Source organism: Dietzia sp. IN118 (genome assembly GCF_032905965.1).
GTDB lineage: Bacteria > Actinomycetota > Actinomycetes > Mycobacteriales > Mycobacteriaceae > Dietzia > Dietzia kunjamensis.
Genome location: NZ_JAUMSR010000001.1, coordinates 3,039,027 through 3,063,499, shown reverse-complemented (window position 1 = coordinate 3,063,499; position 24,473 = coordinate 3,039,027). Strand labels below are relative to the sequence as shown.

Genomic DNA, 24,473 nt, shown 5'->3' with positions numbered 1-24,473 from the left:
CCCGATCGAGCTCGGCCCAGATCGAGCTCAGCCCCAGCCGAGCGCGTGGAGCGTCTCCTCGTCGATCCCGAAGTGGTGCGCGATCTCGTGGATCACCGTCACCGCCACCTCGTGGACCAGCTCCTCCTCGGTGGAGCAGAACGCGCACAGTGCGCCCCGGTAGATCGTGATGGTGTCCGGGAGGAACCCCGAGTAGGTGGTGTCGCGCTCGGTCAGCGCCACCCCCTCGTACAGGCCCAGCAGGTCGGGCTCGTCCGGGTGGCGGTCGGCGATGAGCACCACGACGTTGTCCATCGCCTCGAACAGCGCGTCCGGGACCGAGTCCAACGCGTCGTCCACCAGCTCCTCGAAGCGTGTCTCGTCGACCCTCAGGCTCACGGCGTCCCGCCGGGCACCGGTACCGACACCGTGCCCTGGCCCGCGTCGGTCGGCGCTCCGGGGACGCCTCCCGGCGGCTGACCCGGCGGCGGGATCTGCGTGGTGGTGGGAGCGACCGGGGTGGCTCCGTCGACGAGCACGCCCTGGCGCGCCGACCCCCGCAGTACCGCGAACGGGCCGGGTTCCGCGGCCTTCATCAACCCGCAGTTGACGGTCCGGCTACCCGTCTGCCACGACACCTCCGAGATCGGGTTGACCAGCGTCGAGATGAGGGTCGTCCGCCGCAGCGCCTCGGCGTCACCGAGGTAGGCGACACCGGCCTCCCGGCAGGCGTCGGCCGTGAGCTCGGACTGCTGGCGGGGGTCCGGCGGGACCGGCCCCTCCGGGAACACACCGGAGACGTCCACGTCGGCGACGATCTCGATCGAGTGGTCCTCCGAACAGGGCGTGGTCGCGCCGGGAAGGCCCTCGTCGGTGAAGCCCAGACAGGTACCCGGGTCCCACCGACGGTGCTGGTCGGCCTCGGCGAACGTGCCCGTCGACAGGGCGGAGCGCCCGTCGAGTTCGGCGGCGGCGACACCGCACAGCACGCTGCGGTCGCCCTTGTCCCAGCCCTCCTCGGACGGCGGCACGACGAGCCCGGTGAAGCGGCCGTCGGGGTCGACCTCGCGCCCGTCGGCGTGCCGGGAGATCAGCGGGAGGCAGCGCTCGGTCCCCACCGGCGCCAACTCGGCGCTGACCGGCAGCGGCGCACCCTCCCCGAAACCGGGGACCTCCGACAGGTCGATCCGGGCCGCCACCTCGAACCGGTGCGGCTCGGCGCAATCCACCGTGTCGAACGAGGTGACGCGGTCCGCGGCGTCGAGCGACCAGGTCAGGCAGGTACCCGGAGCGGCCTCGGCGTACGCGGGCCCCGACAGGGTGCGCGGGTCGACCTGCGGGACGACCGCCGCGATGCGCTCGGCGCGGGAGGAATTGGGATCGTTGATCGCCGACGCCATGAGCGCACCGGTGACCGCCCCGCCGGACAGGATGGCGAGGAGGGAGGCCATGACCGCGCCCCGTGTGCGGAGCAGCGATCGACCACGGCGCGACGATCGGGTGGAAGTGGTCATCGCCTTCCATGATGCCGCAACCGCGCGGTCCCGATAGGATCCACTGCATGAGCGGACAGAACCACGACGAGCCGGCCGGTGCGGACGGCGACGTGCGCTCGCCGCGGGACGGGGTGGACCCGGAGGTCCTCGAGTTCGCACAGATGCTGTTCCAGTTGGCCCGCGACGGCGAGACCGAGCGGCTCGCGGCGTATGTCGACGCCGGGGTGAGCCCGGACCTCACCAACGAGCGGGGCGACGCCCTGCTGATGCTCGCCGCCTACAACGGGCACCCGGACACCGTCCGCGCCCTGCTCCAACGCGGCGCCGAGGTGGACCGCGCCAACGACCGGGGCCAGACGCCGCTGGCGGGAGCGGTGTTCAAGGGGTACGGCGAGGTCGTCCGCGCGCTCTTCGAGGCCGGTGCGGACCCCTACGGCGGGACACCCACCGCGGTCGACACCGCGCGCATGTTCGAGAAGGACGCCTTCCTCGAGCTGTTCGGCGTCTGATCCACCCGCGGCCACGGTCGCGGCTCGGGCCGGCCGGGTGGGGCCGCTAGGCTGAGGTGCGTGATCGATCTCAAGCTGCTCCGCGAGAACCCCGACGTCGTCCGCGACTCCCAGCGCACCCGTGGTGAGGACCCGTCGCTGGTCGACCAGCTGCTCACCGCCGACGAGGCCCGCAGGTCCTCGATCGCGGCCGCGGACGGGGCCCGCGCCGAACAGAAGGCCCACGGCAAGAAGGTCGGACAGGCCTCGCCCGACGAGCGTCCCGCGCTGCTCGAGGCCGCGGGTGCGTTGAAGCAGGCGGTCAAGGACGCCGAGGAGGCCGAGAAGACCGCCGCGGCGGAAGTCGAGCGACTCCAGCGGCTGCTGTCCAACGTCGTCGAGGAGGGCACGCCCGCCGGCGGCGAGGACGACTTCGTGGAGATCGAGCGCGTCGGCGAGATCCCGACCTTCGACTTCGAGCCGAAGGACCACCTCGAGCTCGGCGAGAGCCTGGGGCTGCTCGACATGGAGCGCGGAGCGAAGGTCTCCGGCGCGCGTTTCTACTTCCTCACCGGCTACGGCGCCCTGCTGCAGCTGGGCATGCTGCAGCTGGCGGCGCAGAAGGCGACCGCCAACGGCTTCACGATGATGATCCCGCCCGTCCTGGTGCGACCGGAGATCATGCAGGGCACCGGGTTCCTCGGCGCGCACGCCGACGAGGTCTACAAGCTCGACGCCGACGACCTCTACCTGGTCGGCACCTCCGAGGTGGCGCTCGCCGGCTACCACCAGGGCGAGATCCTCGACCTGTCGGACGGCCCGAAGCGGTACTGCGGTTGGTCCTCCTGCTTCCGCCGCGAGGCCGGGAGCCACGGCAAGGACACCCGCGGAATCATTCGCGTCCACCAGTTCGACAAGGTGGAGATGTTCTCGTGGTGCAGGCCCGAGGAGGCGCACGCCGAGCACAAGCGTCTGCTGGGGTTCGAGAAGGAGATGCTCGAGGCGATGGGCCTGCCGTACCGCGTCATCGACATCGCGGGTGGCGATCTCGGTTCCTCGGCGGCCCGGAAGTACGACTGCGAGGCGTGGGTCCCCACCCAGGGCACCTATCGCGAGCTCACCTCGACCTCCAACTGCACGACGTTCCAGGCCCGCCGCCTGGGTGTGCGGTACCGCGATGACGAGGGTCGGACGCAGACCGCCGCCACCCTCAACGGCACCCTCGCCACGACGCGGTGGCTGGTGGCGATCCTCGAGAACCACCAGCAGGCCGACGGCTCCGTCGTGGTGCCGGAGGCGCTGCGGCCGTTCGTCGGCAAGGACGTGCTCGAGCCGATCCGCTGACCACGAACCGCGGGTGGTCGCCGGGGTGTCCGGGGACGACGACGAGGTCGTCGGACGCCTCGCGGGCCGCCGCCCGGGTCACGGGCGGAACAGCATCATCACGCCGCTCGCGCTGGCGCACGTCCGGCCGTCGGTGTCGGTGACCCGGACCTGCACCACGCACGTCGACCGGCCCGCGTGCTCGACCTCCGCGCGGATCGTGGCGGGCGTGCGCTCCAACCGGAGCGCCCGGATGTACCGCACGGTGAGGTCGAGGGTGCTGTAGCCGACGCCCTCCTCCACGACCGTCGCCGTCGCGTAGCCGAGCGCCGTGTCCACCCACCCGGAGACGATCCCGCCGTGGACCGTCCCGCCGTTGTTCAGCGCCCACTCCGCGGGCTCGGCCGTCATGGTCACCGCGCCCACCTCGGCCGCGGACAAGCGGACGCCGAGCGTGTGCGCGCCGGGGGAGAGGTGTCGCTCGCCGTCGATGATGAGGCGCAGCGCCTCCAGACCCGCGTGCACGCTGCGCTCGGCCGCATCCGGCAGGGCAGGCCAGGAGTAGTGGCGGCCGCGTGCCACCGGGTCGACCGAATCGAAGGGGGCGTCATCCACCCCGCCGAACCTACCGGCAGGGGCGGGCACCAGTGTCGGTGCGGGCGGCTACGCTGGTGGCCGTGGAGTTGCTCTATACGGGGATCATCGGGTTCGCCCGCACAATGTTCAAGGTCCAGGGCCTGGACCTCACGATTCGCGGGGAGCGCAACTTCCCCGAGGTCGGTGGGGCGGTGGTGGTGATGAACCACACCGGGTACCTCGACTTCGTCTACGGCGGCATTCCGGCGCGCGTGCACAAGCGGTTCATCCGCTACATGGCCAAGGTCGAGGTGTTCGACCACAAGGTGTCCGGGCCGATCATGCGCGAGCTCAAGCACATCCCCGTCGACCGGACGGCGGGCAAGGCGTCCTTCGACGAGGCTGTCGCCCGTCTCCGGGCCGGCGAGCTGGTCGGCGTGTTCCCCGAGGCCACCATCAGCCGCAGCTTCGAGGTCAAGGGCTTCAAGTCGGGCGCGGTGCGGATGGCACTGGCGGCCGATGTCCCCATCATCACCGTGACCCTGTGGGGATCGCAGCGGGTGTGGACCAAGGGCCTGCCCAAGAAGCTCCTGCGCCCCAAGGTGCCGATCATGATGGAGGTCGGCGAGCCGATGCGGGCCTACGAGCCCGTCGCAGAGTGCACCGAGGAGCTGCGCTCCCGCATCCAGGCCACCCTGGAGCGCCTCCAACAGGAGTACGCGGAGCGCTACGGCGCCTACCCGGCCGGCGCCAACTGGGTGCCCGCCCGCCTCGGCGGTTCCGCCCCCACGTTGGAGGAGGCCACCGCCCTGGACGAGGCCGAGCACGCCGAGCGCATGCGACGCCGTGCCCAGAAGGCAGTCGACCCGGATGCCGATGCCGGTGACGAGCCGGAGGGACCGGCGGGCCCGGACGCTCCGTGACCCGTTCCCGACCGCTGCTCGTCGCCTCCGACGTCGACGGGACCCTGATCGACAACGATCACCTCGTCCCGGCCGCGAACCGGGCCGTCGTGGCGGACCTCGTCTCGGACGGGGCCACGTTCGTCCTGGCCACCGGACGCCCGCCACGCTGGCTGCCCCAGGTGGTCGACCAGTTGCCCGTCGCGCCCCTGGCGGTCTGCGCCAACGGAGCCGTCATCATGGACACCGACAGTGGCGAGTTCCTGGCCACCAGTCTCCTCGATCCCGAAACGCTCGCCGCGATCGACGAGGTGCTGCGCAGGCTGCTGCCCGGCAGCGGGATCGCGGCCGAGCGCCTGGGCGCCGACGCCGCGGATGCCGATTTCGTGGCCAGCCCAGACTACGAACACGCCTGGATCCATCCCGCGCACCTCGAGGTGGGTCACGACGAGGTCCTCTCCGAGCCGGTGCTCAAACTGCTCGCCCGGGTCCCCGGTATGCCGAGCGCCGACATGGCGGCGGCACTGCGCGGGGAGGTGGACCACCTGGCGGATCTCACCTACTCGACCACCGACGGGCTGATCGAGTTCGCGGCCCGCGGTGTGACCAAGGCGAGTGGGCTGTCCCGGATCGCGGCGGGGACGGCGGCCGGCGCGGCCGTCCCGTCCGACGCGGTTCCGGTCACCGTCGCGTTCGGCGACATGCCCAACGATCTGGAGATGCTGCGCTGGGCAGATCACGGGGTCGCGATGGGCAACGCGATCCCCTCCGTGCACGCGGCCGCCGACGAGGTCACGCTCACCAACGACGAAGCCGGGATCGCGCACGTCCTACGGCGTTGGTGGGGCTGAGCGGCGGACCCGACCGAGGCCCTGTCGAAATGGGTCGAAATGGGATGCGGACCGGTCCCCACCACTTCCCCGGTGTGCACGCCGCCCCGGGTGGGGGAGGGGTGCACACCTGGTGGGACCCGGTCCGCACGATGTGGTCGGCCGGCGCGCGCCCGGTGATCGGGCGGCGCCGGCCGAGGATCAGGGGTTCGGCTCGACGGTGAGTTCCCGGGTCGCCGGGTCGTAGACCAGCGTGCCGCCGACGAACCGCTGGGCGACCGTCCCGTCGGCGCGCTCGGCCTCCGCGGAGACCGGCAGTCCGAGCGGGCCGTGCTCGAAGCCCTGGGCGGCCCACGCGTCGCCGATCACGCCCCACACGGGGTGCGTGCCCGTCTCGGGTGAGGAGTACAGCGCGCCGTTCTCGTGCTTGACCAGGGAGACGTCGCCGAAGCGCTGGACTCCGGACAGTGCCTTGCCGAGCGGGCCGGCCAGCTTCTGGGCGAGCCCGGAGAAGTCGCGGCTGAGCACGTTCTGTGCCGAGCCCGCGTCGAGGCCGATCGCGTCCTGCACCGAGCCCGCGTCGATCGGGATGTCGGCCAGCGACCTGCCGCCGGTGAGGATCCGGGTCAGGGTCGCGGGATCGAGCTTGCCGCCGGTGAGGACGGTTCGCAGCGCGGAGGTCACGGCCTCCTGGACGCTGCCCTGCGTGATGACCGACGGGAGATCCGCGCTACCGGTGCCGCCACCGCCGCCACCGCCGCCACCGCCGCCACCGGTGCCACCGCCCGTGCCCGGGCTGGGGCTCGGCTGGGTCGGGGCCGGGGCGCCGCCCCCGCCGCTCTTGGCGTAGGAGGCCGCGATGTCGCGGATCTGGCCCATCTTGGCGTAACCGGAGTTGCCCGGGCAGGACGTGAGGCCGACGTCGCGGTGGGCGAAGATGTTGGGCAGCCGGACGGCGGTCCCGTACGAGTACTTGGTGTACGAGGTGCCCTCGGAGTAGTGGGTGTCGGTGCCCTTGGGGTCGACGCCGGCGACCGACAGTCGCCAGCCGATGATCTCGCCGACCTTGCGGACGGTGGCGTCCGACGGGGAGACGGTCGAGTAGTCGCCCATCATCGAGATGCCCCAGGTGTTGCCGTTGAAGCCGCCGGCGTGGGCGCCCTGGACGTTGCGGCTGAGCCCCCCGTGGCGGCCCTCGAACGCCTGGCCGTACTTGTCGACCAGCACGTTGTACCCGACGTCGCACCAGCCGAGCGTGCGTGCGTGGTAGGTGTAGATGCCGCGCATGACGCTGGCCGACCCCTCGCGGGAGTAGTCGTTGCTGCCCGCCGTGTGGTGCACGACCGCCGCGGCGAGGGTGGGGTCGTAGCTCGCGCTGCGGCAGCGGATCGACTCGTCGGCGCCCCAGCCGGAGCGGGAGATGATCGACGGCTGCCTGGCCGCGATGTCCCCGTGCGTGCCGCTGCCGCCGGAGGCGGTGATGTCGGCGAACGCCTCGGGATCGGGCGTCGGGGTGTCGTCGGGGGAGAGCAGGACGGCCTTGACCGAGGCGGGTTCGATCGAATCGGTGCTGCCCAGGTCGGTGCTGCCTGAATCGGCGCTGCCCGAGCCGGCGTCGAGGCCCGAGGTCTCGGCGACGGGCTTGATGTCCGCGTACCGGGTCGGAACCGGCGGGGCGCTGTCGGCGGCCGGCCGGGCCGGCTCGGACGTGGGGCCGGCGGGCGCGGCGGGAGCAGAGGTCCGGGGGGCGGCGGGTTCGGCCGCGCGGGTGGCCGCGACGTCCGCGTCAGCGGGGGCGGAATCAGCGGCGCCGGTATCAGCGGCGGCGGGAGCGGCGTCTTCGGTGGGCTTCGCGGGGGCCGGGGCGGCCTCGTCGTCGGGGACGGTGACCTCGGGCGCGTCGGCCAGCGAGGAGTCGGCGAGGTCGATCCCGGAGAGCGTGATCTGGACGGCGGTGGTGTCGGTCCCCAGATAGACGGGCTCGGTGCCACCGGTGCCGGTGACGCTCTCGCCCTTGCCGTCGGTGGACTCGGCCTCGTACCAGGGGCCCCACGAGCCGTCGGGGTTCTGGGCGCGCAGGGTGGCGACGGCGGCCGGGTTGTGCCCCTTCCAGGTGACGCCGGCCATCGAGAACGGTGTGTCGGAGGTGACCTGGCGGACCGTGGTGCCGCCGGAGGCGATGTCGGTCTCCACGCCGACGGCCGGAGGCGCCTCGGCCAGCGGGACCTCGGTCTCGGCGGTGGGCAGGGCGCTGCCCGCGGTGGTGGCGATGTCGTCGCCGGACTGGACGACCTGGTCCGCCCCGTACACGGCGAGGGGCGTGACGACGGACGCCGCGACCGCCACCGCCAGGGCGAGGGTCCGGCGTCGACCACTGATGTACAGGGGGCGGCGTCGTGTTCTCAAGGGCTTCTCCAGATCAGATGTCTGTGTCCCGAAGCTGCTCACCAGCGGGGCACAACTGCCCGGAGGCCGCACCGGAGCGCGACCACCGGGACGAATGTGACGAACGAGGTCAATGTTATCCAAGAAACTCGTGAAACCAAGTGATAAAGACGTGAATATTGGGACTACAGGGATGTAGTTTCGAACCGGCGTACGACGGCGCCGACGCCCCACCTGCACCGTGGGCCACCGCGGTCGTCTCGAGAAGTCGTCCACCTCGTCGTCGTCGGCGTGCCCTGAACCCACCCCCGACCCGCCGGATACCCTGGGACCCGCACCCGCGCCGACCGGCGCGCGGTCAGGCGAGCGGCCGGCGGACGCACTACCCGGCGGACACCGCGGCGACGTACTACGGAAAGGCCCGACGGTTATGGCAGGCGAACGGCAGTGGGACACCTACGACCTCATCGTGGTGGGGTCGGGCTTCTACGGCCTGACCGTCGCCGAGCGGGCGGCGACCGAGCTCGGCAAGCGCGTCCTGGTGCTCGATCGGCGCCACCACATCGGCGGTAACGCCTACTCCGAGCCCGAGCCGGAGACCGGCATCGAGATCCACAAGTACGGCGCGCACCTGTTCCACACCTCCAACGAGCGGGTGTGGGAGTACGTCAACCGCTTCACCGACTTCACCGGGTACCAGCACCGCGTGTTCGCCATGCACAAGGGCACGGCGTACCAGTTCCCCATGGGCCTGGGCCTGATCAACCAGTTCTTCGGCCGCTACTACTCGCCCGACGAGGCCCGCGCGCTCATCGCCGAGCAGGCCGCCGAGTTCTCCGCCGAGGACGCGGCCAACTTCGAAGAGAAGGCCATCTCCCTGATCGGCCGCCCGCTGTACGAGGCGTTCATCAAGGACTACACGGCCAAGCAGTGGCAGACCGACCCCAAGAACCTGCCGGCTGGCAACATCACCCGCCTGCCCGTCCGGTACACGTTCGACAACCGCTACTTCAACGACACCCACGAGGGCCTGCCCGTCGACGGTTACACCGCGTGGCTGGAGAACATGGCGGCGGACGACAAGATCGACGTGGTGCTCGACACCGACTGGTTCGACGTCCGCGAGGCCGTCCGTGCCGCGAGCCCCGACGCGCCGGTGGTCTACACCGGCCCGCTGGACCGGTACTTCGACTACGCCGACGGCGAGCTGGGCTGGCGCACCCTGGACTTCGAGACCGAGGTGCTGCCCACCGGCGACTTCCAGGGCACCCCGGTGATGAACTACAACGACGCGGAATACGACTACACCCGCATCCACGAGTTCCGCCACTTCCACCCGGAGCGCAAGAACTACCCCACCGACAAGACGGTGATCATGCGCGAGTACAGCCGCTTCGCCGAGCGCGACGACGAGCCGTACTACCCGATCAACGAGTCCACCGACCGTGAGCGGCTGGCCGCCTACCGCGAGCGGGCCAAGGCCGAGACCGCCGCCAACAAGGTGCTCTTCGGCGGCCGGCTGGGCACCTACCAGTACCTCGATATGCACATGGCGATCGCCTCGGCGCTGACGATGTTCGACAACACCCTGGCGCCGCACCTGCGCGACGGGGCGCCGCTCGAGGGCTGAGCCTGCTCGCCGCGGCGCCGGGCCCGTACCGCGTGCCTGACCCCCAGGATCCGCTACTCGGAATCGGGATCCGCTACTCCTATCGGGATAGCGGATCCCCAGTCGGGGTAGCGGATTCGGCGGTTGTGCTGCCGGCCGGGGCGACGAGCCCGCGCACGACCGCATCGCGCTGGGCCGCGTGCACGAGCGTGGGCTTGGCCTCGCCGAGGTGTTCGAGCACCGGGGTGACCGAGGTCCAGAAGCGGCTCAGCGAGCTCAGCCCCTCGTTCTCCGCCCGGGCCTGGGCGCGCTCGGCGCGGGTGTCGTCGGCCCGGGTCGGGTGGAGGGCCGCGCGCTTGCCCTCGATCCGGTCGTCCTTGCGCTGGGAGATCACGTAGCCCAGCGCGAACGCCACACTCCGCGGCATCCGACCGGACAGCAGGACCTGCGCCTCCGGGTAGTCGTCGAGGACCTGTTCGACCGCGCCGGACAGTTCCTCGACGAGCCGAGCGAAGGCCCGCCGGTCTATCTGTCGCCCGCTCGCGCCCGGGTACCACCGTCCGGCGGGGAGAGTCCAGGGGCGGAGGGTCGCGGTGGTGTCCGATCCGGCGCCGCGCGCGCCGCCGGAGCCGTTGGAGCCGTCCGAGCCGTCGGTGGGGCCGCCCGCGCCGCCGGTGGGGGCGACGACGACGACGAGGTCCGCCGCCTCCCGCAGTGGATGCCCCGCGTCCACCTCGGACACCGGACCGCCCCCGTCCAGCTGGAGGGAGAGCCAGACCCTCTGCACGGAGGTCCGGTCGGCCCGCGCCGCGGTCGCCGACCCGGCGGGGAGGGTGATCATCGACAGTTCGGCTCCCGGTTGGCTGCGGCGGGAGCGCCACCGGCGCTCGGCCCACATGTCGTCGCCGTCGTCGAAGTACACCGTCCGCACGCCCGTGTCGCCGCCGGGCAGGCGGCGCCTGCGGGCCTCGATCGGCAGTTCGGCGAGGTGGGTGCGCTCGCGCAGGAGGACGTCGTATCCCACCGCCAGCGCCGCCGGGAACGCGAGGTTGGGGGCCAGGACGAAGCCGGTCGCGTCGTCGTCGTCGTTCATCGCCCGCTCGAGTTCGTCGGAGACGTGGTCGACCTCGCGGCGCAGGTCCACCACCTCGTTCGCGGTGCCGAACCACCCGGTGGCAGAACGGAAGCCCAGGCTGCGCGCGTTGGCCACGTCCACCGCGGCGCGCATCCGGTCCGCGCTCTCGGCCGGCAGCAGGCGCAGGTAGTACAGGGTGCCGTTGTGGGCGAGGAGCCACGCCCGCACGGCCATCGCCACGACGAGCACGACGAGGGTGCCGACGAACCAGCCCAGCCGGGACGGGGACGTGCAGGCCTCGGACCACAGGTCCGGCACGGAGGAGATCGTGCACGAGGCGTCTCGGGTGATGAGGTCCTCCGCGACGAGGCCGCCGAACGCGGTCGTCAGGGCGACGGTGAGGGCGATGAGCGTTTCCAGGACGAACACCCGGTCGAGACTATCGCCGACCGGTGTCGCCGCCACCGCCCACCTGCGGCACTAGGCTCGGGTCATGACACGGACGACGACCGCCCCGGCCCTGCGCCTGCTCGTGGTGCTCGCCGGCGTCGCGGGACTGCTGCTCCTGCTGTTCCCGCTCGCGCCGGCCCGCGCGCAGGCGCCGGCCCCCGCCCCCGCGCCGGCCCCGGCGCAGACGGTCGAGGTCGGCATCACCGACCGCGCGGGCGTGCTCTCACCCGGGGACCAGGACCTGCTCCGCACCGAGACCGGGCGCATCGCGTTCCCGCCGCAGGTGGCGCGCGTCGAGTACCTGGTCTTCGACGACGACGGCGACAACCTCAACGACACCACCGAGCGCTTCGCCCAGGCCGAGCGACCGGATCTCGTGGCGGAGGACAGGGAGAAGTGGGCGCCGGGGACCCTGATCGTGGCCAACGACACGGAGGCGCGTGACGTCGGCATCTACTGCGGGGACGACGTGTGCGCCGCGCTCGACCTCTTCGAGGGCGGCCACCTCGACGGTTCGCTCGAGGCGATGAAGGACCCGATGCGGCGCGAGAACCACGCGGTCGGGCTGTTGGCGGGTGCGCAGGCGGCGGCCGATCCCACCGTGCAGGCGCCGGAGCCCGAGCCCGCGCCGGCGTGGCTGCCGTGGGCGTTCGCCGGGGCCGGGGTGGTCGTCGCGGGCGCGGTCGGCGCCGGGGTCGCGGCGAGCCGCAAGAAGAAGGCGACGACGGCGAGGGAGCGGTACGACCGGGTCTCCCGCGAATACGGACGGGTCGCGGGGGAGCTCAGCGGGCTGGACATCCGCGCCAACTCGCTCACCTCCCCGTTGGCCGACGACGAGCTGCGCTCCCAGTGGGAGGACGTGCGCGGCCGGTTCCTCGCGCTGGACACCGTCATGGGCCGGATCGGTGACCTGCGGCCCGACTCGACGGACGCCGAGTTCCGCGCCAAGGCCGGTGACATCGACACCGCCCACACCACGGTCGACCAGATGACCACGGCGGAGCAGAACATCGACCAGCTCTTCCGCATGGAGCAGGGCGACGCCGAGGTGCGGCGTCGCCAGCTCGGCGAGCTGCACGAGGACATGCTCGCCGCGGCGCTGGGGACGAAGGACGAGCGACTGGCCGCCGAGGCCCGGGCACTGGACACCCGCGCCGACGAGCTGGCCCGGGATACGCAGGCGCCCGACTTCATGGACCGCTACGCCCGGCTCGTCGTCGACTACCGGATCGTCGTGGAGGCGATCCGGGCGCGCGAGATGGCGGACGTCGAGACGGCGGACGACGCGGGCGACCGCCACGCGCCCCGGCTGTACGACCGGGACTGGCGGGCCGGGTACGGCTACAACGGCTTCGTTCCGTTCTATGTGGTCTCCAGCTGGCACGCGCACGACGTGCAGGCGGCGCAGGCGGCCAGCTCCACCACCACCGGCTACTCGAACGCGTCGTTCTCCGGCGGCGGAGGGTCGAGCGGGTACTAGAGCCGCCCGGCCCGGGCGTCCGGCCCGGGCGGGCTCAGCCCTCGACGATCTCCACGGACTCGATCGTGTGCAGCGTCTGCGGCCGGCCCTGCGGGCTGCCGTCGTCCTCGATAGCGGTGACGGCGTCCATTCCGTCGGTGACGGTGCCGAAGAGGCTGTAGTCCGGCGGCAGGGAGACGCCGGAGTCGCCGGTGACGATGAAGAACTGGGAGCCGTTGGTGTCCGGTCCGGCGTTGGCCATGGCCATCGACCCGATCTCGTACTCGCCGGACTCGGGCAGCTCGTCGGCGAACTCGTATCCCGGGCCGCCGCTGCCGGTGCCCTGGGGGTCGCCGCCCTGGATCATGAAGCCGGGGATGACGCGGTGGAACGTGATGCCCTCGTAGTACTTGTTGCGGGCCAGGAACACGAAGTTGTTCACCGTCTCCGGGGCCTTCTCCTCGAGCAGGTCCACGGTGACGGGGCCGGCGTCGGTGGTGATGACGGCGGAGTAGTCGACGCCGTCGGTCAGGCACATCGGCGGGGCCGAGTCGAACGAGGTGGTGCGCTCCGCTGCGCCCTCGGCGGGCGGGCACTCGACCGCGCCCCCGGTGGACCCGCCGGACTCGCGGCCCTCGGACTGGGACGCCGCGGTCGCCCCGGTGGTCGCCGCGTCGTCGGACGGGGCGTCATCGGAGCCGCACCCGGCGAGCGCGAGGGGCGTGGCGAGGGCGAGCACCCCCAGGGCGGTGCGGACGGTCGGGCGGCGGCGGGCGGATCCGGTGAGGTGCATGGGACGAACCTACTTCTTCCGCCGGCCCGGGTGGGCCGCGGCGCGTGCTGGACTGGGCATCACGCCCCCGACGGGTACGATCGACCCGGCTTTCCTGCCCGCCGTGCGGGCAGGGCGAGGCGCAGCAAGGCTGATGAGGGCGGCCCCCGGCCGTCGGGACGGGGACTGGCACACATGGAACACCACGGCCACCACGAACTGATCGACGAGATCGAGCGGTCGGTCGTCGCGCTCTCCGCTCCACGTGGCCGGGAATGCCTCCAACGCATCATCCTGCCGCGGGCCGGTGAACCGCTCGACGTGCGCTCGCTCTACCTCGCCGAGGCGCCCACCAACGTCCGGCGCGCGCACTCCTCCGCCCGGACCTCCCTGCGGATCGGGGCCGACTCCGAGGTCTCGTTCGCCACCTACTTCAACGCGTTCGCCGCGGCGTACTGGCGGCGCTGGTCCGTCCTCGGCGAGGTCGTCCTCCGGTTGACGGTGCGCGGTTCCGGTCGCGTGGACCTGTACCGCTCCAAGATCGACGGCTCGCGGATCGCGGTCACCGGTGACGTCGTCGGCGAACCGGGCCGCGCCGACCAGGTGACGACGGTCGAGTTCGTCTGCGACCTGGGCCCGTTCGAGGACGGCGGCTGGATCTGGTTCGACCTCACCTCCGACACGGACGTGGAGTTGCTCGCCGGCGGGTGGTACTCCTCGGTCGACGCACCGCCCACGCGTCCCGACGCCCGCCCGGACGGCACGCCCGACCCGGCCGTACAGGTGCCCAACGACCGGCGGGTCACCGTCGGCATCCCCACGTTCAACCGGCCCGGCGACGCGGTGGCCGCGCTGCGGGCACTGACCTCCGATCCCGAGGTCGACGCCGTGATCGACGCCGTCCTCATGCCCGACCAGGGCGACCGCAAGGTCCGCGACGAGCCCGGCTTCGCGGAGGCGGCGGAGTTCCTCGGGGACCGACTCCACATCTTCGACCAGCCCAACCTCGGCGGCTCGGGCGGCTACAGCCGCATCATGTACGAGGCGCGCAGGCTGACCGATTCCCCGTACATCCTGTACATGGACGACGACATCGAGATCGAGCCCGACTCGATCCTGCGGGCCCTGGCGTTCGGACGCTTCTCCACGGTCCCGATGCTGGTCGGCGGGCAGATGCTCAACCTGCAGGAACGCAGCCACCTGCACACCATGGGCGAGGTGGTGGGCGCCCACGACTTCATGTGGACCGCCGCCCCGCACGCGGACTACGACTACGACTTCTCGCGCTACCAGCTGACGGACCGCGAGAACCCCAAGCCGCTGCACCGCCGCATCGACGTGGACTACAACGGCTGGTGGATGTGCCTCATCCCGCGCGTGGTCGCCGAGAAGATCGGGCAGCCGCTCCCGCTGTTCATCAAGTGGGACGACGCCGAATACGGGCTGCGCGCGCGGCAGGCCGGCCATCCCACCGTCACCATGCCGGGCGTGGCGATCTGGCACATGGCGTGGTCGGACAAGGACGACGCGATCGACTGGCAGGCCTACTTCCACCTGCGCAACCGCCTGGTGGTGGCGTCGATGTACCACGACGGCGACCACAGGGGCATCATGCAGTCCAGCCTCAAGGCGCTGGTCAAGCACCTGGTGTGCCTCGAGTACTCGACGGTCGCCATCCAGATCGAGGCCATCCGGGACTTCCTGAGGGGGCCGGAGGCCCTGTACGAACTGCTGCCCACCGCGCTGCCCAAGGTGCGCGCGATGCGGGCGGAGTTCCCCGACGCGGTGGTCATCCCGTCGGCCGTCGACCTGCCCGCACCGTCGGGTGGCCCGGCGGGCATCCACTCCGAGCCGAGGGGCCCGGTCCGCAAGGCGGTGGCGCTGGCGCGGGGCCTTGCCCACACCCTGAGCAGGGACGACAAGACGCACCACGAGGTGCCGCAGGCGAACTTCCCGCCGATCGAGGCCCGCTGGTACTCGCTCAGCAGGGTCGACGGCGCGACCGTCACCACCGCCGACGGTCGCGGGGTCGTCTACCGCAAGCGCGACCGCGACCTCGCCGCCGCCCTGTTCAAGGAGTCGGCCGCCGTGCACCGTGAGCTGTTCCGCCGGTTCCCGGAGATGCGCCGCCGCTACCGCGACGCCCACGCCGATCTCGTGACCAAGGAGGCCTGGGGCCGTGTCTTCGAATCCTGATCCGGTGGTGTCCGATCCCGCCGTGGAGATCCCCGTACCGACCGGCGAGGTCCGGTTGCTGGCGGCGATCCAGCGTCAGCTGTTGGCCGTGCCCGGTTCCCGGGAGGCGGCCGTGACGCTATCGCATGTCGGCGAGCACGCGCTGGGTTGGATGGCGGTCGCGGCAACGGGAATGGCCGTCGATCCGGCCCGCCGCGGTCGGTGGGCGATGGTCGGCCTCGGCAGCGTCGGCGCCCATGCCACCTCCGTCGTCGTCAAGCGCGTCATCCGTCGGCGGCGCCCGGACCACCCCGCGGTGACCGTCGGCGTCGGTACCCCCTCCAAGCTCAGTTTCCCGTCGTCCCACGCCACGTCGACCACCGCGTTCGCGCTGCTCGCGGGGTCGGTGGTCGGGGTCCCGGTGGCGCCGGCGCTCGTGCCGGTCATGCTGGCGTCGAGGTTGGTGCTGGGAGTCCACTACCCTTCGGATGTGTTCGCCGGAGCCGCGGTCGGCGCGGGCTGCGCTGCGCTCACCCGCGCCGTGTGGCCCTCGGCCGCCGTCCAGAGCGTGCTGCCCGAGACACTGCGCGACGGCGCGGCGGGCCCAGGCGTCACCCAGAACCGCGAGGAGAAGCGATGACCGATCAGTCCGGAGCGCCGGTGACCCGGGGCGGGGCAGACCACCACCTCCTCGGCGCCGAACCGCACACCGCCAACGAGATCGACGACATCGCCGAGGCGGAGGAGGATGCCAAGGGCGCGCCGCCCAAGAACCTCCTCGACGGCATGGTCAAGGCGCTCCGGCCGCGTCAGTGGGTCAAGAACGTCCTCGTCATCGCCGCGCCCGCGGCGGCCGGGTCCCAGACCCTCACCGACGGCAGCGTCCTGTTCTCGGTGTTCATCGCGTTCGTGGCGTTCTGCATGGCCGCCTCGAGCGTGTACCTCATCAACGACGCGTTGGACGTCGAGGCCGACCGCGCCCACCCGACCAAGCGGTTCCGCCCCATCGCGGCGGGCGTCCTGCCCGTGGGGTTGGCGTACGGCATGGCGGTGGTACTCATCATCGCGTCGATCGCGATCTCGGTGCTGCTGGCGCACCCGGCCCTGGCGATCGTCGTGGCCGTGTACATCGTCCTGCAGCTCATGTACTGCTTCGGGCTCAAGCACCAGCCGGTGCTCGACATCGCGTTCGTCTCCTCCGGCTTCCTGCTGCGCGCGGTCGCCGGTGGCGCGGCCGCCGAGGTCGACATCTCGCAGTGGTTCCTGCTGGTCATGGCGTTCGGTTCGCTGTTCATGGCCGCCGGCAAGCGCTACGCCGAGCTGAGCCTGCACCTGAAGACCGGCGCCAAGATCCGCAAGGCGTTGGAGAGTTACACCCCCACCTACCTGCGGTTCGTCTGGACGCTCTCGGCGACGGTGCTCGTGCTCTGCTACGCCCTGTGGGCGTACGACCGCGGCTCCGACCCGACGCAGCCGAACGGGGCGGCGATCTGGCTGCAGATCTCGATCGTGCCGTTCACCATCGCCGTCCTGCGCTACGCGGTCGACGTCGACGCCGCGCAGGCCGGCGAGCCCGAGGACATCGCCCTCGGCGACCGCGTCCTGCAGGTCCTCGCGGCGCTGTGGGTCCTCACCGTCGTGATCGGCGTCTACATCGTCCCGTCGATCGCCTGAGTCCGGCGGACGGACGATGTCGCAGGTGGCGGCGGCGCGCCGGTTCGGGCGCACCGGGGCGGTCTTCTGGACCGGGGTCGTGGTGGTGGTGGCGGTCTTCTTCGCCGGCGCCTGGCAGCGCCGGTGGATCGCCGACGACGGCCTCATCGTCCTGCGCACCGTCCGCAACCTCATCGCCGGCAACGGCCCGGTGTTCAACGCGGGGGAGCGGGTCGAGTCCAACACCTCCACGCTGTGGACGTACCTCATCTACGGCGTCCACGAGATCGTCGGGTACCGGCTCGAACTGGTCGTCCTGGGTGTGGCGCTCACGCTGAGCATGCTCGCGGTGGTGTTCGCGATGCTGGGCACCCGCGTGATGTACCGCGGCACCCGCCGCGCACCGGCCGGTGGGCCGATGGTGCTGCTGCCGTTCGGCGTGCTGGTCTACGTGATGCTGCCCCCGGCCCGCGACTTCGCCACCTCGGGTCTCGAGACGGGCCTGGTCATCTGCTGGATCGGCGCCATGTGGCTGGGGTTGCAACTGTGGGCCCGGGCGCCCCATCGTGAGGGCCGGTTGGGCTGCCTACCCACCCCGGGCACGGCCGCGATCGCCTTCCTCGCCGGGCTCGGCCCCCTGGTGCGCCCCGAGATGGCACTGGCCGCAGCGGCGTTCCTGGCGCTGATGGCCGTCGCCCACCAGTCGTGGCGTCACCTCGGGTGGCTGGTGGTGCTCGCCGGCACGGTCCCGGTGGTCTACCAGGTCTGGCGGATGTCGTTCTACGCGCTGCCGTACCCGCTCACGGCCGTGGCCAAGGACGCCGGCGGGTCGAAGTGGGACAAGGGCGCCGAGTACCTGTGGAACCTGCTGTCGCCGTACGTCCTGCTGGTGCCGCTGGCCGCCGTGCTCGTCGCGGGAATGGTCGCCCTCCGGGCCCGCCTCGCCCCCCGCCCCGGAAATCCGCTATTCCCGCTCCGGATCCGCTACCCGGATTGGAGTAGCAGATCCGGAGGGACGATAGCGGATCCGCGGGGCGCCGATGGTGGCGCCGCCGATGGTGGCGGCGATGGCGGGGGCGCCGACGACCACGACGCCGACGACCACGACGACGACGAGGGCGGTCGCCTGCCGCGGCTGCGCCGCCGGGCCCGCTCCACCCCGGTCGTCACGATCGTGTTCCTCGTGGTGGCACTGGTGATGCTGCTCTACGTCATCCGCGTCGGCGGCGACTTCATGCACGGCCGCGTGCTGCTGCCGTCTCTGTTCCTCCTGCTCCTGCCGGTCTCGGTGGTGCCCCTCCCCGTCGGTCCCGCCAGCGGGTCCACGGAGGCCTCGGTGCGCCGGGTGGCGGTCCCGGCGATCGCGGCCGCGTGGCTCGTCGTCGTCGGCTGGGCGGTGACCGTCCAGGTCACCGAGAACCCGTTCCGGGAGGAACCGGAGTCGATCACGTCGGCGGGGATCGTCGACGAGCGCCAGTTCTACATCCAGCGGACCGGGCACAGGCACCCGTTGCTCGCCGAGGACTATCTGGACTTCCCCCGGATGCGGGCCCTGGTGAACGACGTCACCCGGAACCGGACCGGCGCGGTATTCCTCCCGGTGCCGGGGTTCCAGGACCGGTGGGACGTGGTGTCCTACGACCGACCGATGCCCGGGTTGGCACCGTTCGAGCTGCCGGAGGAGCCCCTCAAGACGGTGGTGTTCCTCAACCTCGGCATGACCAGCATGAACCTGCCGCTCGACGTGGACGTCTACGACACCGTCGGGCTCGCCTCGCCGCTGGCCGCGCACACGGACCGTATGGAGGACGGCCGGATCGGGCATGACAAGTTCCTGCCGTACGACTGGGTGCTCGCGCGCACCGGAGTCGTGGAGGACCCGGTCAACTTCCCGCGGTGGATCGACGTCAACTGGGTGAACCAGGCCGAGGTCGCGCTCCAGTGTCCCGCCACGCAGGCACTCATCGAGTCCTACACGGCCCCGTTGACCCTCGAGAGGCGCTGGTCCAACGTGGTGAATGCATTCTCATACGCCGAGTACAGGATCAACAGAATCCCTGCGTACGAGGTCCAGAGGTGCGGGCTGCCGATGCCGGAGGAAGTGGAGAAGTATCAGGGCACTCGGTAGTGTTGCGCACGCTGTTGTCTCGAAACGGTAACAGTCGGGGGTCGAAATGGTCCCCGACCTGTAACACCTACCCCAAAGTGCGCGACAGTATCGATGAACTCGATGTCGCAGTTCCGGTCCTCCCCCTGGTGGGGCCGGTCCGATGAACGTCACCGATGCCCTCCCGGGCACCAGGAACGAACAAAGGAACACACGAATGTCCCACTCCACCCTCCGGCGCAGGTTCGCCGCCGGGCTCACCGCACTGGCGACGGCCGCAGGGCTCGTCGTCGGCGCCCCGGCCCTGGCCGGTGCCCAGGCGACCGAGCAGGGCTCGTCGGCCAGCCTCGGGTCCGCGGGCTCGGCTGCCGCGCCGCCCGCCGCCCCCGCGTTCCGGCCGGCCGGTGGTGACGAGAACCCGGTGGGCTTCCGTAACTGGCTGCGTCCCGGCTGCCAGTGGGACCCGGTCGCCTCCTGGGTCCAGCTGTGCAACGTCTACTCGCCGGCCATGAAGCGGGACATCAAGGTCCAGGTCCAGCCGGCCCGCTTCGGCGGCAACGCCGGTCTGTACCTGCTCGACGGGCTGCGCGCCCGTGACGACTGGAACGCGTGGACCCACGACGCCCAGGCCCAGCGCATCTTCCTGCAGGACAACATCACCCTGGTCATGCCCGTCGGCGGCCAGGTGTCCTTCTACTCCGACTGGGAGCGGCCCATCAACCTGGGCGGCAACCTGCTCGAGTACAAGTACGAGACGTTCCTGACCGAGGAGCTCCCCGGCTACCTGCAGGCCCACTTCGGCGTGGCCCCGAACAACAACGCCGTCGCCGGCCTGTCGATGGGCGGCTCCGCGGCCGCGACGCTCGCCGCCAAGCATCCCGACCAGTTCAAGCAGGTCTCGGTGTTCTCCGGCTACATGAACCCCACGGCCCCGGGCATGTACACCATGATCCCGCTGGCGATGTTCGACCAGTGCAAGTGCGACCCGTTCGCCATGTGGGGTCTGCCGGGCTCGCCGAAGTGGGGCGAGCACGACCCGCTGCTCAACGCCGCCAAGCTGCGCGACATCCCGATGTACGTGACCGCCGGGTCCGCCATCCCGGGCCGGTACGACCAGCCCTCCAGCCTGCAGTCCGTGTTCAACACGTTCAACGGCATCATCCTCGAGGGCCTGTCCCGCGGCTCGACGCTGGCGTTCCAGAACACCATGAACGCCGCGCCGAACAAGGCCACGTTCGAGTACCGCACCACCGGCATCCACGGCTGGGGTTACTGGAACGACGACCTCATCGCGGCCCGCTCGGCGCAGATCCTCGACGTGATGGACGCCCACGCGTGGTGATCGCGCAGAGTTAGCCGACGAATCGGACTCCCGTCAGCGAGTCCTCACCCGTCACACCGGGGCCCCGCGCGTAGATTCTCGTGCGGGGCCCCGGTCGCATCTGACCACCGGGTTCGGCCGCGGGAGGGGAACCCGCGGGCGCACCACGGACCCGGGCTCCGGATACATGTGGCGCGGGTCGTTCTGACGCGCGCCCACTAACTATTCGGCGAGACGACGCGGCAAGGAAGAGAACAACACATGGCGACCCCCAGCTCAGACGCGAGCCCCCGGCACCGGTGGGCGTCCCTCCTCGCGGCTCCCCTCGTGGCGTCCGTGGTGGGTTCCGGTCTCGTCCTCCCGCCCGTCGCGGCGGCACAGGAGACGCCGTCCCGGCCGACCCCGGGGCAGACGAGCCCGGCGGAGAGCCCGGCGCGGTCGACCCCCGCGGAGAGTCCCGCCACTGCGCCCGAGGCGCCGACCCTGCGCGTGCCGTCGACGCCGCCGTCCGGTGTCCGGCTCGACAAGGTCGAGTGGAAGTCCGCCAACCGGGTGGCACTCTGGGTCCGGTCACCAGCCATGGAGCAGGCGATCCAGGTGCAGCTCATGCTCCCGGCCCAGTGGAACGCCGACCCCGAGCGCACCTACCCGTCCCTGCTCCTGCTCGACGGGCTGCGGGCCCGCGACGACGCCAGCGGCTGGACGCTCGAGACCAAGATCTCGCAGTTCTTCGACGCCAAGAACGCCGTCATCGTCCTGCCGATCGGTGGAGAGTCGAGCTTCTACACGGACTGGGTCTCCGACGCCAAGGGCTCGGCGTACCAGTGGGAGACGTTCCTCATGCAGGAACTGCCGCCGCTACTGGCCCGCGACTGGCGGGTGGGTGACAAGCACGGCGTCGCCGGACTGTCCATGGGCGGAACGGCCGCGATGATGCTGGCCCAGCGTTACCCGGATCACTTCGACTTCGCCGCCAGCTACTCGGGCTTCCTCGACACCACCAGCTTCGGGATGCCCGAGGCGGTCAAGGTGGCCATGCAGGACGCCGGCGGCTACCCGGCCGAGAGCATGTGGGGCCCGCTCGGGTCCCGGCGCTGGCAGGAACAGGACCCGAAGCTCCACACCGAGAAGATGCGCGGGCAGAGCGTCTACGTCTCCGCCGGCAGCGGCAACACCGGGCCCTGGGACCAGCCGTCCGGCCTGCCGGACATCCCGACCAACTTCCCCGGCTACGGCCTCGAGCTGCTCTCGCGGATGACCACGCAGACCTTCGTCAACCGGGCCCGCGCCGCCGGGGTCGAGGTCACCGCCAATTTCCGCCCGTCCGGCACGCACACTTGGCCGTACTGGCAGTTCGAGATGACCCAGGCATGGCCGCAGTTCGCGACGGCGGTGGGGATCGAGAACGTCGAGAAGCCGTGCGCGGCGAGTGGCGACATCGCACGCCTCGCCGAGCGGCAGCCCGGCCTGGGGCCGTGTCTGACCGGCGAGTACGACGTCCGCGGCGGCAAGGCCACCGACTTCCGCTTCGGCCGCGCCTTCTGGTCGCAGGGGACCGGGGCCCACTCGGTCCTCGGCGCGATCGGCGCGGCCTACCAGGCCGAGGGCGGCCCCGACGGGGTGCTCGGGCTGCCGACCTCGGGCGAGACCACCACCCCGGACGGCCGCGGCCGGTTCTCCACCTTCCAGAACGGCGTCATCTACTGGTCGCCCACCACCGGGTCGCACGCCGTCCGCGGTGGCATCCGGGCGATGTGGCAGGAGCGCGGCGCCGAGCGCGGCGAGCTCGGCTACCCGACCACAGACGAGATCACCAACCCCAACAAGCCGGGTGTCGTCCAGGGCTTCCAGGGCGGGACCGTCTACTGGTCCGAGGAGACGGGCCCGAAGGTCGTCGAGGGCAAGATCCTCGAGACCTATCGCGAGGCCGGCGCCGAGAACTCCGAGCTGGGTTACCCGACCACCGACGAGATCGCCCTGAGCACCCGGGACGGCGCGTTCAGCCGGTTCCAGGGCGGGTACATCTACTGGTCCCCGCGGACCGGGGCCCACGTGATCCCCCGTGGGCCGGTGTTCGACGCCTGGGGCACGGTCGACTACGAACGCGGACGGCTCGGCTACCCGACCGGCCCGCTGCGCACCACGCGGGACGGTCAGGAGATGGAGTTCGAGGGCGGCCGCATCACCGTGAGCGGTGGCCGGGCGGAGATCTCGTCGTGAGAACCCGGTTGGCGACGCTGACCGCCGCGCTGCTCGTCGGCGGTGGGATGCTCACCGCCTGCGGCGGAGGGGACTCGACGGTCTCCGGCGTGCCCGACTCCGAGACGCTGGCCCCGCCCCCGGGCGGCAGCGGATCACCCGGGGTGTCGCGCGTTCCCGCGACGGAGGATTCCGGCCGCTACACGGAGGCGCCCGCACCCGTCGATCCGGACGCCTCCGGGTACACCGCCCCGGCCGTCGGCGCGCGGGAGCGCGGGTATCTCGCGGCGTTGGAGAGCGAGGGCATCGACACCGCGGACCTCTCCGATTCGCTCGTCGCCGCCGGCAACACCATCTGCCGCATCCGGACGACCGGGGGCGCCGCCGACGAGACGACGACGATCGCCGACGCGGTCGCCGGTCAGATCTCGGCGGGCGGGTACTCGGATCGCGAGGTCGACGAGCTCTCCCGCGTCGTGGTGGACGCCTCGGCGGGCCAGCTCTGTCCGTAGTCCGACGAATGCACACAGCGCCGCGGCGCCCGGTCCGGCAGGACCCGGCACGTGTCGCCCCGGGGTGAGACGGGACACCCTCCCGGTGCTCCCGGAACCCGCAGCGCCACCGGGGCGTTGACCGGTCGTCGGCCACCCGCCCCAGTCGAGCGGGGAGGCCGGGAAGGAGTTCGTATCGTGGCTCGCGGAATGCGTCGTGGGAGAGGCCGTCGTCTCGGGTGCTCGTTGGGGGCACTCGTGCTGGTGGTCCTGCTGGTGCTGGGCATCGGATGGTGGATCGGGAATCGTGGGCTGCCCACGGGTCCCGACGGGCCCCTGCCCGGCCCGGGGGAGCCGGAGCTGACCCAGCCCGCGGACTGTCCGGACGTGGAGATGGTCGCCGTGCCGGGGACCTGGGAGAGCAGCCCCACCGACGACCCGTACAACCCGGGTTTCCTGCCCAACGCCCTGCTGAGGACGATTACCGACCCGCTGAGCGAGCAGTACCCGGACGACCGGCTCGAGGTGTTCACCGTCCCCTACGTGGCCCAGTTCAGGAACCCGCAGGCGCCCAACGAGATCCCCTACGACCAGAGCCGGGCGGAGGGCACCGAGAGGGCCCGCGCCGAGCTCGCCGCCACGCACGAGCGGTGCCCGTACACGTCGTTCGTGCTCCTGGGCTTCTCCCAGGGTGCGGTGATCGCGGGTGACCTCACCAGCGAGATCGGTACCGGCAACGGGCCGGTGCCCGCCGACCTGGTCCGGGGATCGGTCCTCATCGCCGACGGCCGCCGCGTGCCGGGCCAGGGTCAGTCGCCGGGGTTGTCGCCCGGAAACGGGCAGGGGATGGAGATTTCCCTACAGCCGGCCACCGGGCTCACCCAGCTCATCGCCGGCGCCACCATGACCGGGCCCCGCCCGGGTGGCTTCGGCGAACTCGGCGACAGGACCGCCCAGATCTGCGACTCCCGAGACCTGATCTGCAACGCCCCGCTCAACGTCGTGGACGGCGCCGCCCGGTTCCAGGAGTTCGTCGCCAACAACGCGATCCACGCCATGTACGCGACCAACCCGGACGTGATCGAGGGGACGACGGTCCCGGAGTGGACGATCGGGCACGTGCGTGAGCTCGTCGACGCCGCCCCGGAGATCGCCCACGGGTGACCCGTCCACGCCTCCCGAG

The 24,473-nt window shown here is 71.6% G+C and carries 20 protein-coding genes; 14 read left to right on the top strand and 6 right to left on the bottom strand.

Features of this window, described 5'->3' with window-relative positions:
* Positions 1-27: 27 nt before the first annotated feature.
* Positions 28-378 (bottom strand): metallopeptidase family protein, encoded by a 351-nt coding sequence (locus Q2K20_RS14620; RefSeq protein WP_069388729.1) that lies wholly within the window; start codon positions 376-378, stop codon positions 28-30.
* Entirely contained in the window at positions 375-1,493 is a 1,119-nt protein-coding gene (locus tag Q2K20_RS14615) for a septum formation family protein (protein WP_227022107.1), read from the bottom strand. The genes Q2K20_RS14620 and Q2K20_RS14615 overlap by 4 nt, the downstream gene beginning before the upstream one ends.
* 47 nt (positions 1,494-1,540) lie before the next feature.
* Here Q2K20_RS14615 and Q2K20_RS14610 point away from each other — a divergent pair, with 47 nt between their 5' ends.
* Together Q2K20_RS14610 and serS are read left to right on the top strand one after the other, a co-directional pair.
* Positions 1,541-1,984, top strand: coding sequence for an ankyrin repeat domain-containing protein (locus tag Q2K20_RS14610; RefSeq protein ID WP_067714851.1), 444 nt, complete (start codon positions 1,541-1,543; stop codon positions 1,982-1,984).
* 60 nt (positions 1,985-2,044) lie between these two features.
* Positions 2,045-3,307: a serine--tRNA ligase gene (gene serS / locus Q2K20_RS14605; RefSeq protein ID WP_069388727.1), complete on the top strand. Its 1,263-nt coding sequence runs from the start codon at positions 2,045-2,047 to the stop codon at positions 3,305-3,307.
* Positions 3,308-3,385: 78 nt separating this feature from the next.
* Here serS and Q2K20_RS14600 read toward each other — a convergent pair whose 3' ends face one another.
* Positions 3,386-3,901, bottom strand: a complete 516-nt coding sequence (locus Q2K20_RS14600) for a PaaI family thioesterase (protein WP_069388726.1) — start codon at positions 3,899-3,901, stop codon at positions 3,386-3,388.
* Positions 3,902-3,963: 62 nt separating this feature from the next.
* Here Q2K20_RS14600 and Q2K20_RS14595 point away from each other — a divergent pair, with 62 nt between their 5' ends.
* Both Q2K20_RS14595 and Q2K20_RS14590 read left to right on the top strand, forming a co-directional pair.
* On the top strand, positions 3,964-4,785 hold the full coding sequence (locus Q2K20_RS14595) for a lysophospholipid acyltransferase family protein (protein ID WP_069388731.1): 822 nt from the start codon (positions 3,964-3,966) through the stop codon (positions 4,783-4,785).
* Positions 4,782-5,615 carry an HAD family hydrolase gene (locus Q2K20_RS14590; protein ID WP_069388725.1) on the top strand — a complete coding sequence of 278 codons (834 nt, stop codon included), beginning with the start codon at positions 4,782-4,784 and terminating at the stop codon, positions 5,613-5,615. Before Q2K20_RS14595 ends, Q2K20_RS14590 begins: the two co-directional genes overlap by 4 nt.
* Before the next feature lie 180 nt (positions 5,616-5,795).
* On the opposite strand, the gene Q2K20_RS14585 is transcribed toward Q2K20_RS14590, so the two are convergent.
* Positions 5,796-8,000 carry an N-acetylmuramoyl-L-alanine amidase gene (locus Q2K20_RS14585; protein ID WP_268093031.1) on the bottom strand — a complete coding sequence of 735 codons (2,205 nt, stop codon included), beginning with the start codon at positions 7,998-8,000 and terminating at the stop codon, positions 5,796-5,798.
* 409 nt (positions 8,001-8,409) lie between these two features.
* Here Q2K20_RS14585 and glf point away from each other — a divergent pair, with 409 nt between their 5' ends.
* On the top strand, positions 8,410-9,609 hold the full coding sequence (gene glf / locus Q2K20_RS14580; protein WP_069389387.1) for a UDP-galactopyranose mutase: 1,200 nt from the start codon (positions 8,410-8,412) through the stop codon (positions 9,607-9,609).
* 79 nt (positions 9,610-9,688) lie between these two features.
* Here the strand turns inward: glf and Q2K20_RS14575 are convergent, their stop codons facing one another.
* Positions 9,689-11,092, bottom strand: coding sequence for a hypothetical protein (locus Q2K20_RS14575; protein ID WP_096907384.1), 1,404 nt, complete (start codon positions 11,090-11,092; stop codon positions 9,689-9,691).
* Between the two features lie 64 nt (positions 11,093-11,156).
* On the opposite strand from Q2K20_RS14575, the gene Q2K20_RS14570 reads away from it, so the two are divergent.
* On the top strand, positions 11,157-12,593 hold the full coding sequence (locus Q2K20_RS14570; RefSeq protein WP_132062199.1) for a DUF5129 domain-containing protein: 1,437 nt from the start codon (positions 11,157-11,159) through the stop codon (positions 12,591-12,593).
* Positions 12,594-12,627: 34 nt separating this feature from the next.
* Here the strand turns inward: Q2K20_RS14570 and Q2K20_RS14565 are convergent, their stop codons facing one another.
* A complete protein-coding gene (locus tag Q2K20_RS14565) occupies positions 12,628-13,365 on the bottom strand; it encodes a peptidylprolyl isomerase (RefSeq protein WP_096906244.1) in 738 nt (245 codons plus the stop codon).
* 174 nt (positions 13,366-13,539) lie between these two features.
* Here Q2K20_RS14565 and Q2K20_RS14560 point away from each other — a divergent pair, with 174 nt between their 5' ends.
* From Q2K20_RS14560 to Q2K20_RS14525, 8 genes are all read left to right on the top strand, one after another.
* Positions 13,540-15,540: a glycosyltransferase gene (locus Q2K20_RS14560; protein WP_069388759.1), complete on the top strand. Its 2,001-nt coding sequence runs from the start codon at positions 13,540-13,542 to the stop codon at positions 15,538-15,540.
* The gene (locus Q2K20_RS14555; RefSeq protein WP_069388758.1) at positions 15,524-16,159 is read left to right on the top strand and encodes a phosphatase PAP2 family protein; all 636 of its coding nucleotides are present in this window, start codon (positions 15,524-15,526) and stop codon (positions 16,157-16,159) included. Before Q2K20_RS14560 ends, Q2K20_RS14555 begins: the two co-directional genes overlap by 17 nt.
* Positions 16,156-17,193, top strand: a complete 1,038-nt coding sequence (locus tag Q2K20_RS14550; protein WP_096906243.1) for a decaprenyl-phosphate phosphoribosyltransferase — start codon at positions 16,156-16,158, stop codon at positions 17,191-17,193. The genes Q2K20_RS14555 and Q2K20_RS14550 overlap by 4 nt, the downstream gene beginning before the upstream one ends.
* Positions 17,194-17,209: 16 nt before the next feature.
* On the top strand, positions 17,210-19,300 hold the full coding sequence (locus Q2K20_RS14545) for an arabinosyltransferase (protein WP_317176885.1): 2,091 nt from the start codon (positions 17,210-17,212) through the stop codon (positions 19,298-19,300).
* 196 nt (positions 19,301-19,496) lie between these two features.
* The gene (locus Q2K20_RS14540) at positions 19,497-20,621 is read left to right on the top strand and encodes an alpha/beta hydrolase (RefSeq protein WP_096906241.1); all 1,125 of its coding nucleotides are present in this window, start codon (positions 19,497-19,499) and stop codon (positions 20,619-20,621) included.
* A 240-nt stretch (positions 20,622-20,861) separates the two neighbouring features.
* Entirely contained in the window at positions 20,862-22,820 is a 1,959-nt protein-coding gene (locus Q2K20_RS14535; protein WP_163375319.1) for an alpha/beta hydrolase-fold protein, read from the top strand.
* Complete coding sequence (locus Q2K20_RS14530) at positions 22,817-23,311, top strand: DUF732 domain-containing protein (RefSeq protein ID WP_067714813.1); 495 nt, start codon at positions 22,817-22,819, stop codon at positions 23,309-23,311. Before Q2K20_RS14535 ends, Q2K20_RS14530 begins: the two co-directional genes overlap by 4 nt.
* A gap of 177 nt (positions 23,312-23,488) precedes the next feature.
* A complete protein-coding gene (locus Q2K20_RS14525) occupies positions 23,489-24,454 on the top strand; it encodes a cutinase family protein (RefSeq protein ID WP_082923820.1) in 966 nt (321 codons plus the stop codon).
* Positions 24,455-24,473: the final 19 nt, after the last annotated feature.